The organism is Deinococcus sp. (genome assembly GCF_018260405.1).
Classification (GTDB): Bacteria; Deinococcota; Deinococci; order Deinococcales; family Deinococcaceae; genus Deinococcus.
In genome coordinates this window covers 1-3,982 of record NZ_JAGLBG010000144.1, presented here as the reverse complement: position 1 = coordinate 3,982, position 3,982 = coordinate 1, and the positions used below count along the sequence as shown (strand labels likewise).

At 65.2% G+C, this 3,982-nt stretch carries 2 protein-coding genes; both read left to right on the top strand.

Annotated features, from left to right (window positions below; genetic code table 11):
* Nucleotides 1-408: 408 nt before the first annotated feature.
* Nucleotides 409-1,185: a TIGR00282 family metallophosphoesterase gene (locus QZ269_RS12240; protein ID WP_291426987.1), complete on the top strand. Its 777-nt coding sequence runs from the start codon at nt 409-411 to the stop codon at nt 1,183-1,185.
* Nucleotides 1,186-1,222: 37 nt separating this feature from the next.
* Nucleotides 1,223-3,739, top strand: coding sequence for a phosphoenolpyruvate carboxylase (locus QZ269_RS12235; RefSeq protein WP_291426986.1), 2,517 nt, complete (start codon nt 1,223-1,225; stop codon nt 3,737-3,739).
* Nucleotides 3,740-3,982 lie beyond the last annotated feature (243 nt).

The following is a 3,982-nucleotide window of genomic DNA, read 5'->3' as shown; positions in this document are numbered from 1 at the left end:
GGAAGCGGACCTTGTTGACGCCTCCCGTTACAGGAATGGTTTCGAGCTGAGGCGCACGGGACATGGCAGGCAGGATAGCGCCAAACACTAATTCTGTTCAAGACAGAATAAACTCGGGGCGCAGGCCATCAGTCTGGGGCAGCTGGCGCTCTCCGCCCCCCCTTCCCAACCTCGTGCGTAAGGGTCGAGCGCCTAACCTTGCCTTTATTGGGCGGCACATTTGCCGGAACTTCCCCGTCCTGAATCCTAGAGCTGCCCGGCGAAGGGTATGGCGCTGGCAAAAGGCAGGGGCATACGACCAGTACGACCAACAGCTGCTTGCTGAGATTTGCCCGGATCGGTGCGGTGCATTTTGCTTGCGCCTTCTCCCCCGCTGCCCCGCGCCCGCCCAGCCGCTATGCTGCCGCCATGCGCGTGCTTTTTATCGGGGATGTGTTCGGGCAACCGGGCCGCCGGGTACTTCAGAGCCACCTGCCGACCATTCGTCAGCAGTTTGATTTCGTCATTGTGAACGTCGAGAACTCGGCGGGCGGCTTCGGCGTTCACCGCGACGCGGCCAGGGGCGCTTTGCAGGCTGGGGCCAACTGCCTCACGCTGGGCAACCACGCCTGGCACCACCGCGACATCTTTTCGATGATGCAGGACGAGGCCGCGTTTCCCATCGTGCGCCCGCTGAACTACTCCGACCCCGGCGCCCCCGGCGTGGGCTGGCGCACCTTCGACGTACAGGGGGAGAAACTGACGGTGGTCAACCTGCTCGGGCGCGTGTTCATGGACTCGGTCGCCAACCCGTTCCGGGCTATAGACGCACTCCTCGAAACTCCCGGCCTGGGCAGCGTATTCGTGGATTTTCACGCCGAGGCCACCAGCGAGAAGATGGCGCTCGGCTGGCACCTAGATGGCCGGGTGGCCGCCGTGATCGGCACGCATACCCATGTGCCCACCGCCGACACCCGCATTTTGCCGGGGGGCACCGCCTACCAGACCGACGCCGGATTTACCGGGCCGCACGACAGCGTGATCGGCTCAGACCCGGCAGGCCCCATCCAGCGTTTCGTGACCGAGTTGCCCCACCGTTTCGGCGTCGCCGAGGGCCGCGCCGAGTTAAACGGCGTGGTTGTGCAGATAGAGGGGGGCCGGGCCGTGGCTGCGGAGCGTTACCGTTACATCGAGGAAAAAGCGTAAGCGCTTCCATCAGCACTGCTGGCCTCAGGAGGACACTATGGGCATTCGCGAAGACGTCAATCTGCTGGGCCGCACCCTCGGACAGGTGCTGAAAGAACAAGAAGGCGAGGACTTTTTCAATCTGGTCGAGCAGACCCGCGCCCTGGTGCGCGAGGTTCGGGGCGGCGGCGACGACCAAGCCCTGCGCGGGATGATTACGGGCCTGAGCGCCGCCGACGCCTCGAACCTGGCCCGCGCCTTTACGTGGTATTTCCAGCTGGTCAACCTGGCCGAGGAATACGAGCGCGTGCGGGCGCTGCGAACCCAGACTGGAGTACGCCCGCAGAGTCTGGAACAGGCCCTGACCGAGCTGAAGGCCCAGGGCCTAAGCGCTGCCGAGGCCGAGGCCCTGCTCTCACGCCTGCAACTGGAACTGACCTTCACCGCCCACCCCACCGAGATGCGCCGACGCACCGTACGCAACCACCTCTCGGCGGTGGCCCGCGACATCCCGCACCTCGAAGACGACCCCACCAGCGTGAACCGCATCGCCGCGCACGTCGAGGCGCTGTGGAGCACCCCGGAACTGCGCCGCCTTAGGCCCACCGTGCTCGATGAGGTCAAGGGCGGGCTGCACTACGTTTCCAGCATTGCACAGGCGCTGCCGTCCCTCCAGCATGACCTCCAGCGGGCCTTTCAGAATGTATACGGCCAGAGCACCGACGCCAGATTGCCCCTGCGGTTCAGTTCGTGGATGGGCGGCGACCGCGACGGCAACCCCAACGTGACGTCGCAGGCCACTCACGACACGCTACAAGTTCACCGCGAACGGGCCCGCGAACTGCTGCTGGGCGCGGTTCAGCAGGCGTACACCGACCTGAGCCAGGAAGAAGGCCAGGAAGAAGAGGGTCACGGGAGTTACCGCACCGAACTGCGCGAGCTACACAACGCCGTGCGCGACGCAGAAGCGGTGGACCTGCTGCCCCGCCTGGAAGCCCTGCGAACGCGCCTGATCGCAGAGGGCCAGCGCCGCACCGCCGACCAGTTGCTGACGCCCCTGCTGACGCTGGCCCGCGTGTTCGGGCAGCACCTTGTGAGCCTGGATATCCGTGAACACAGCGGCCTGACTGGCGCGGCAGTGGCGCAGCTGCTGAGGGCGGCGGGCGTAGAGAACGATTACCTGAACCTGCCCGAACACGCCAAGCTGGAACTGCTGACCCGTGAACTGCGCTCACGCCGTCCGCTGTGGCCTGCGGGCGAGGCGCTGCCCGAGGACCTCGAACGGGTGATCGGGCCTATCCGCGAGGTGCAGGCCGCCGCGAAGGTGGTCGGCCCCGAGGCGTTCGGCCATTACGTGATCAGCATGGCCGAGAGCGTGTCGGACATCCTTGAACCCCTTCTGCTGGCCCGCGAGGTGGGATTCCGGGTGCTGCCGGTGCCGCTGTTCGAGACGCTCGACGACCTGACAAACGGCCCCCAAATCGTCTGGGAGCTGCTGTCGCTGCCCGAATACCGCGCCGTGCTCGACCGTCCAGATGGCGGCAGCGACATGCAAGAAATTATGCTGGGCTACAGCGACAGTAACAAGGACGCGGGCTTTTTGGCCGCCAACTGGGCGCTGCACGAGGCCCAGCGCAAGATCAGCGCGGTGTGCCAGCGGGCGGGCGTCCACTGGCGCTTTTTTCACGGGCGCGGCACTAGCATCGGGCGCGGGGGCGGCCCGGCCAGCCGCGCCATTCTGGGGCAGCCCGCCGGAACCATTGACGTGGGCATTCGCATCACCGAGCAGGGCGAGGCGCTGGCCGACAAGTACAGCCATCCGGTCATGGCCCGGCGCAATCTGGAACAGGCCCTCTACGGCCTGATTCTGGCCGCTGCTCGGCCCGCCCAGGACCCGCCCGCCGAGTGGATGACCGCAATGAACCGCGCCTCTGCCGCCAGTGCCGAAGCCTACCGCCAGTTCGTGCAGGACGCGGACTTTTTGCCCTTTTTCGAGCAGGTCACGCCCATTCACGAGATTTCGCGCCTAAACATCGCCAGCCGCCCGGTACGCCGCCCCGGTGCGCCCACGCTGAGCAACCTCCGCGCCATTCCCTGGGTTATGAGCTGGACGCAGGACCGCGCCAACCTGCCGGGCTGGTACGGTCTACGCGAGGGTCTGGAAACCATCGGGGTCGAGCAAGCCCGCCAGATGTACGCCGAGTGGCCTTTTTTCCGCACAGTGCTCGACAACGCGCAGATGAGCCTCGCCAAGAGCGACCTCCTCATTTTCAGCGAGTACCTCACGCTGGTCAGCCCGGCAGAGGGCAGCACGCGACTATCCGGGCATATTCGCGCGGCCTTCGAGCAGACGGTGGAACTGGTGCAGCAGGTCGTGGGCGCAGAACTGATGGCGAACGAGCCGCGCCTGCGCGAAAGCATCAAGCTGCGTAACCCGTATATCGACCCGATTCACCGCATTCAGGTCGAGCTGCTCCGCCGCGCCCGCAGCACCGAGGGCGGCCTCGACGAGTACGAACGCGCCCTGATGCTGACCTTGCAGGGAGTGGCTGCCGGAGTCCGAAATACAGGCTAATAGGGTGCAGACGGTTTCATAGCCTCGAGCAGCGGATGCCTGCCCCGATGAAGCGAGAGCAAAAATCTTTTCTGCGCCTGCGGCTCTACAACGCAAAGTCCGTATGTTGTTCCTCCTCACGTCCGCTCGGAGTGATTCGGGAGTGCACCGAATCAACCGGCAGTCCGTCTAAGAGGCTGTCTGAGGCCCTAACCATGGGAAATGTTTTAGGCTTTAACGGTGGAACGCGCAGCTTACCCTAGC